At 71.6% G+C, this 6,229-nt stretch carries 6 protein-coding genes; 5 read left to right on the top strand and 1 reads right to left on the bottom strand.

Annotation, left to right across the window (positions count from 1 at the left end):
* Positions 1-115: 115 nt before the first annotated feature.
* Positions 116-511, bottom strand: a complete 396-nt coding sequence (locus ACFWY9_RS44585) for a RidA family protein (RefSeq protein WP_378322751.1) — start codon at positions 509-511, stop codon at positions 116-118.
* Positions 512-647: 136 nt separating this feature from the next.
* Between ACFWY9_RS44585 and ACFWY9_RS44580 the strand changes: the two genes are divergently transcribed.
* From ACFWY9_RS44580 to egtC, 5 genes are all read left to right on the top strand, one after another.
* Positions 648-1,622: a helix-turn-helix transcriptional regulator gene (locus ACFWY9_RS44580; protein WP_378341738.1), complete on the top strand. Its 975-nt coding sequence runs from the start codon at positions 648-650 to the stop codon at positions 1,620-1,622.
* A 39-nt stretch (positions 1,623-1,661) separates the two neighbouring features.
* Positions 1,662-2,609, top strand: a complete 948-nt coding sequence (gene pip / locus ACFWY9_RS44575; protein WP_378341737.1) for a prolyl aminopeptidase — start codon at positions 1,662-1,664, stop codon at positions 2,607-2,609.
* Positions 2,610-2,700: 91 nt separating this feature from the next.
* Positions 2,701-3,972 carry a glutamate-cysteine ligase family protein gene (locus ACFWY9_RS44570; protein WP_378341736.1) on the top strand — a complete coding sequence of 424 codons (1,272 nt, stop codon included), beginning with the start codon at positions 2,701-2,703 and terminating at the stop codon, positions 3,970-3,972.
* Complete coding sequence (gene egtB / locus ACFWY9_RS44565) at positions 3,969-5,321, top strand: ergothioneine biosynthesis protein EgtB (RefSeq protein WP_378341735.1); 1,353 nt, start codon at positions 3,969-3,971, stop codon at positions 5,319-5,321. Before ACFWY9_RS44570 ends, egtB begins: the two co-directional genes overlap by 4 nt.
* Positions 5,322-5,327: 6 nt before the next feature.
* Positions 5,328-6,092 (top strand): ergothioneine biosynthesis protein EgtC, encoded by a 765-nt coding sequence (egtC, locus tag ACFWY9_RS44560; RefSeq protein ID WP_378341734.1) that lies wholly within the window; start codon positions 5,328-5,330, stop codon positions 6,090-6,092.
* The last annotated feature ends 137 nt before the right edge of the window (positions 6,093-6,229 follow it).

Genomic DNA, 6,229 nt, shown 5'->3' with positions numbered 1-6,229 from the left:
GCGGGGCCCCCGGGCCGCCCCCCGCCCGCCGCGCCCCCCCCCCGCGCGGTGCGGCCTCTGGCCGGGGGGTGGCGGTGGGGGCGGGGCGGGGGCCCCCCCCCCCCCCAGCCGGGTGTCACGCGACGGCGGTCCCCTCGAGTTCGACCAGCTGGCCGGGGATCGCCAGCCGCGTCACCCCGAGCATCGTGGTCGTCGGCGCGACTCTGGCCGCGCCGAGCCGCGACGCCAGCACGCCGTAGTGCTGGAAAAGCAGATCGACGTCCGTCGTGTACACGTTGAGCCGGACGAGGTTCGCCAGCGACATCCCGGCCTCGCCGAGTACGGCCTCGAGGTTGTCGAGGCTCAGCGCCACCTGGGCCGCCATGTCACCGTCGTGCTGGGGCTTGCCGTCGCCGCTCATCGCGGTCTGCCCGGAGCAGTACAGGGTGCGGGTGTGCCCGGAGACGACCTCGCCCTGGTTGAATCCCATTTCCACCGACCACGTCACCGGGTTGACCGCGGTTCGTTCCAACGCCACATCTGCTCCATTCGATTCATCGGGTGTACGGACGCCCCCCGGCTCGCTGGCGGCCAGGTGCCGACGTCGTGGGGAGAGCCTCCCAGCGAATCACGACATCCTGTGTCGTGTATTCCGCTAGGGTTTTCCCATGCGCGCCGACAGGTTGGTGTCGTTGGTGCTGCTGCTGCGCCAGCGCGGCCGGCTGTCCGCGACCACGCTCGCCCGCGAGCTGGAGGTGTCCACCCGCACCGTGCTGCGCGACATCGACGCGCTGTCCGCGGCGGGCGTCCCGGTCTACGCCGAACGCGGCAGGCACGGCGGTTTCGCCTTGCTGCCCGGTTTCCAGACGGAACTCACCGGGCTGAACCACGACGAGGCGCTCGCCCTGCTGGTCGCCGGATCACGGCGCGGCGCGCAGGTTTTCGGGCTCGGCTCGGCGCTCGCTTCGGCCATGCTGAAGGTGGTCGACGCGCTGCCCGAAAGCCATCGGGGCGCCGCGGCCGGTGTTGCCGAGCGGTTGCTCATCGACCCGGAGACCGACCTGCTGTCGCGCCGCGTGGTCGCCGAGGAGGTGCCCGACACGATCGTGACCGAGATCCGGCGCGCGGTGCTCGCCGGGCACAAGCTGCGCATCCGCTACGCGGCGGCGGATCAGGCCCCGAAATGGCGCACGGTGGACCCGATCGGCCTGGTCACCGTGCGCGACCAGGCCTACCTGCTGGCCACGCGATCCGGCGCGGACCGTACCTACCGGCTGTCCCGGGTCCTGGCCGCCGAGGAACTCGCCGAACCCGCCCAGCGGCCGGACCGGGTCGATCTGGACCGGGCCTGGCAGGAACGCGGCACACGGTTCCGGACCGGCGGCGACCAGGTCGCCGTGCTGATGCGGATGAACCCGGCGCGACGGGAAGAGCTGATGGACACCGCGCTGGCCCTCCGCGCCGAAGAAACCGACGCGGGCGGCTGGCTGAGGCTGGAGGTGACCTTCCAGGACGCCCGGCACGCCGCATGGGCGCTGTGGCAGCTCGGCACGGACGCGGAAGCCCTGGCGCCGCAGTGGCTGCGCGTCTCCCTGTGTGATCGCGCCGCCGCGATCGCCCGCCGCTACGGTGATCCCCGCTAGTATGACAGCGCTGTTGTATCTCCCGGAAGGACGTGGCGGATGGCTGGGCTGTACCCCGAGATCGAGCCCTACGAGCACGGGATGCTCGACGTCGGCGACGGCCACTCGCTCTATTGGGAGGTCTGCGGGAACCCGGCGGGCAAACCGGCCGTGGTGGTGCACGGCGGCCCGGGAACGGGATGTTCCGCCGGCCTCCGGCGGTACTTCGACCCCGCGCGGTACCGCGTGGTGCTGTTCGACCAGCGCGGCTGCGGGCGCAGCACGCCACACGCGAGCGCGCCGGACGCCGATCTGTCCGCGAACACGACCGATCACCTCGTGCGGGACATGGAACTGCTGCGGGCTCATCTCGGCGTCGAACGCTGGCTCGTTTTCGGCGGGTCGTGGGGGTGCAACCTCGGGCTCGTCTACGCCGAGCGTCATCCGGACCGGGTGAGCGAAATGGTCCTGATGGCACTCGCGACCGGGCGGCAGTGCGAGGTGGAGCTGCTGATCCGCGGTCTGGGCGCCATGTTCCCGGCGGCATTCGCCGAATTCCGCGCCGGGGTACCCGATGACGAGCGCGACGGGGATCTTTCCGTGGCGTACCACCGGCTCCTGATGGATCCGGATCCCGCGGTGCACCACGAGGCGGCACGCCGGTGGTGTGCGTGGGAGGACGCGATTCTGCCGGATTTGCCGCCCGATGACCGATTCGCCGATCCGGTGTACCGATTGGCGTTCGCGCGGCTGGTGACGCACTACTTCAGCAACGGTTCCTGGCTCGAGGACGGAGTGGTGCTCCGCGAGGCGGGAAAGCTCGCCGCGATTCCCGGCGTGCTCGCGGCCGGCGTGCTGGACCTGGGGAATCTGGCCGGGACACCGTGGGAACTGAACCGGGCGTGGCCGGGCAGTGAACTCGTGATGGTGGGCGGGTCCGGGCACACCGTGTCGACGGAGGGTATGCGGGACGTGCTCGTCGGTGCGACCGATCGGTTCGCGGGGTAGCTGAGAACGACGCTGTTTTTGTCGGACCCCGCGTGTAGCGTCCGAAGTCAAGGAGTCCCAAGGAGCGGGCTCCCAGACTGGACGGGCGGATATGACGGCGCGTTCGAACACGGTGCACGACTACCCGGAGAAGTCCGGTAGTGCGTCGAACCTGACCGCGAAGGTCCTTTCCGATCGAGCGGCGGGCGAGGCGTACGTGGCCTCCGTGTGCTTCAAGCACGGGCCACCGAAGCTCGTGGGCGTGGAACTGGAGTACACCGTGCACCATCGCGGTGACCCGGCCCGCCCGCTCGATCCCGATGTACTGGCCACGGCGCTCGGCCCGCACACCCCGCGGACGTTGCGCCCCGAAAGCCCCGCCTCTCCGCTCCCGGGTGGTTCGCCACTGAGTCTCGAACCCGGGTGCCAGGTAGAGATTTCTTCTCCTCCACTGGCCGGACTGCGTGAACTCGACGCGGTCGTCTCGGCCGATCTTCGCCATCTGCGTTCCCTGCTCGCCCGGCAGGATCTCGAACTGGGCGAGACGGGCATCGACGCACACCGTCCGCCCCGGCGCGTTCTCAGCACCCCGCGGTACGCGGCGATGGAACGCCGCTTCGCCCCGCTGGGCACGGGCGGGATCACCATGATGTGCAGCACCGCCGGGCTGCAGATCTGTGTCGACACCGGGGAATCCACCGGGTTCGCCGCCCGGTGGGCCGCCGCGCACGCGATGGGCCCGCCACTGCTGGCGGCGTTCGCCAACTCCCGGGTGCACGCCGGGCGGGACACCGGGCACGCCTCGGCACGCTGGCTCGCCGTGCTGGAGACCGAGCCGGTGCGCACCCGGTCGGCCGCGGCCGATCCGGACCCCGCCGCGGCGTGGGCGGAACGCATGATGGACACGCCGTTGATGGTGCTGCCCCGGGAAAACCGGCCATGGGACGCCCCTGAGGGGCTCACGTTCGGCGACTGGATCGAGGGCGCCGGTGCGGCCGCGGTCCTGCGCAGGCCGACGGTGGCGGATCTGGACTACCACCTCACCACGATGTTCACGCCGGTGCGCCCGCAGGGCTATCTGGAGCTGCGTTATCTCGACGCGCAGCCGCCGGGTGGCTGGCTGCACCCGGTCGCCCTCGTCACCGCCCTGCTCACCCGGCCGTCCACAGTGGACAAGGTGCGGGAGCTCTGCGCACCGGTCGAGGGTCGCTGGGCGGAGGCGGCGCGTGCCGGGCTGGCCGACGCGGAGATCGCGGCGGCCGCGCGGGCGGTGGTGGAACTCGGGTGCGCCGAACTCGGCGTCACCGGGCTGCACCCGGACACCATCACGGAGATCGGCGAAAACGTGCTCGCGCGCGTGGACGGAGCGAGGAGGGCTTCATGAGCACATCGATTCCCGAGTACAACCCGTTGCGGGAACTGAGCCCGCAGGATCTGCGCGCACACGCGGCGGAGGCGTTGACGAGGGCACGGGCGCGCAGTGTCGCGCTCACCGACGCGGTCGACGACGAGGACCTGGTCCGCCAGCACTCGAAGCTGATGTCGCCGCTGGTCTGGGATCTCGCGCACATCGGCAGCCAGGAGGAGCTGTGGCTGGTCCGCGACGTCGGCGGCAGGGAGGCGCTGCGCCCGGACATCGACGACATCTACGACGCCTTCCAGCACGCCAGGGCCGACCGGCCGGAACTGCCGCTGCTGGGCCCCGCCGAAGCTCGGCGGTACGTCCGCGAGGTCAGGGACAAGGCGTTCGACGTGCTGGAGAACGTGCCGCTGGAAGGCAGCAGGCTCACCGACAGCGCCTTCGCCTTCGGCATGATCACCCAGCACGAACAGCAGCACGACGAAACCATGCTGGCGACGCACCAGCTGCGCAAGGGCGATCCGGTGCTCAGCGCGCCGGAGCCGCCGCGGGCACCCGCCGGCAGGCGCCCCGCCGAGATCCTGGTCCCCGGTGGCCCGTTCACCATGGGCACCACGGCCGAACCGTGGGCGCTGGACAACGAACGCCCGGCACACGAGGTCGTGGTGGACGCGTTCGTCCTCGACACCACGCCGGTCACCTGTGGCGCGTACACGGAGTTCCTGGAGTCCGGCGGCTATGACGACGAGCGCTGGTGGAGCCCGGCGGGCTGGAAGTACCGGACGGAACACGACATCACCGCGCCGAGGTTCTGGAAGCGGGCGCAGGACGGCTGGTGGCGGACCCGGTTCGGCGTCCACGAGAAGGTGCCCGCCGCCGAGCCGGTCGTGCACGTTTCCTTCTACGAGGCCGAAGCGTACGCGGCCTGGGCGGGCAAACGGCTGCCCACGGAGGCCGAATGGGAGAAGGCCGCCCGGTTCGACCCGGTGTCCGGGCGCTCCCGCCGGTACCCGTGGGGTGACGAGGATCCGACCGCCGAACACGCCAACCTCGGGCAGCGGCACCTGCGCCCGGCGGAGGCGGGCGCGTACCCGGCCGGTGCCTCCCCGCTGGGCGTGCACCAGCTGATCGGCGACGTGTGGGAGTGGACGAGCAGCGACTTCCACGGGTACCCGGGCTTCGCCGCGTTTCCGTATCGCGAGTATTCGGAGGTCTTCTTCGGGCAGGACTACAAGGTGCTGCGCGGCGGTTCGTTCGGGACCGACGCGGCGGCCGTGCGCGGCACGTTCCGGAACTGGGACCATCCCATCCGGCGGCAGATCTTCAGCGGGTTCCGCTGTGCCCGCGATCCCCGTCCGGGCGAGGTGGCCTAGCCGGACATGTGCCGACACCTCGCATATCTCGGCGAGCCGCGTTCGCCCGCCGAGCTGATGTTCGACGCCCCGCACTCGCTGCTGGCGCAGTCCTACGCCCCGGCCGACATGCGGGGCGGGGGATCGGTGAACGCGGACGGCTTCGGCCTCGGCTGGTATCCCGGCGGGGCCGAGCCGCTGCGGTACCGGCGTTCCGGTCCACTGTGGACGGACGAGACGCTGCCCGCGCTCGCCGCTTCGGTGCGGGCCCCGGTCTTCCTGGCCGCGGTGCGCAACGGCACCACCGGCATGCCGGTCACCGAGGCGGCCGCGGCGCCGTTCGCCGACGGCCGGTGGCTCTTCAGTCACAACGGCGTGGTGCGGGGCTGGCCGGAATCGCTGGCCGCGCCGTCGAAACAGCTGCCGATCACCGAACTGCTCACCCTCGAAGCACCGACCGACTCGGCGGTGCTCTGGGCCCTGCTGCGTGCTCGCCTGCGCGCGGGGGAGGACCCGCTGTCCGCGGTGACCGGGCTGGTGAACTCCATCGAGGCCGCCGCGCCCGGCTCCCGGCTCAACTTCCTGCTCACCGACGGGGAAACCCTGATCGGCACGGCCTGGACACATTCGCTCGCGATGCTGCGGACGGCCGAAGGCGTCGTCCTGGCCTCCGAACCGTGTGCTCCGGATCCGGCGTGGACGGCGGTGCCCGACCGGCACGCCGTCCGCGTCAGCCGCGACGGCGTCGACCTCATCCCCCTCACACCGGAACGGAGTGACCCTTCCCGATGACCGACGTGGATCTGGACAACCACCGTGCCCATGCCGAGGGGGGGCCCCAAACCACCGGGGGGTGCCCCCCCCCCCCGCCCCCCACCCGCGCAAGCGGTGTGGACCCCCCGCTGTATCTCACCGACCCCACCGCCCTA

It is taken from the genome of Amycolatopsis sp. NPDC059027, from assembly GCF_042739735.1.
Taxonomy (GTDB): domain Bacteria; phylum Actinomycetota; class Actinomycetes; order Mycobacteriales; family Pseudonocardiaceae; genus Amycolatopsis.
Note: the sequence above shows the minus strand (reverse complement) of the source record. Positions and strands in the feature narration are given on the sequence as shown.

Coding starts and splice junctions, on each gene's coding strand:
- egtB (WP_378341735.1), top strand. CDS start 3,969: ATGAGCACATCGATTCCCGAGTACAACCCGTTGCGGGAACTGAGCCCG.
- ACFWY9_RS44580 (WP_378341738.1), top strand. CDS start 648: ATGCGCGCCGACAGGTTGGTGTCGTTGGTGCTGCTGCTGCGCCAGCGC.
- pip (WP_378341737.1), top strand. CDS start 1,662: ATGGCTGGGCTGTACCCCGAGATCGAGCCCTACGAGCACGGGATGCTC.
- ACFWY9_RS44570 (WP_378341736.1), top strand. CDS start 2,701: ATGACGGCGCGTTCGAACACGGTGCACGACTACCCGGAGAAGTCCGGT.
- egtC (WP_378341734.1), top strand. CDS start 5,328: ATGTGCCGACACCTCGCATATCTCGGCGAGCCGCGTTCGCCCGCCGAG.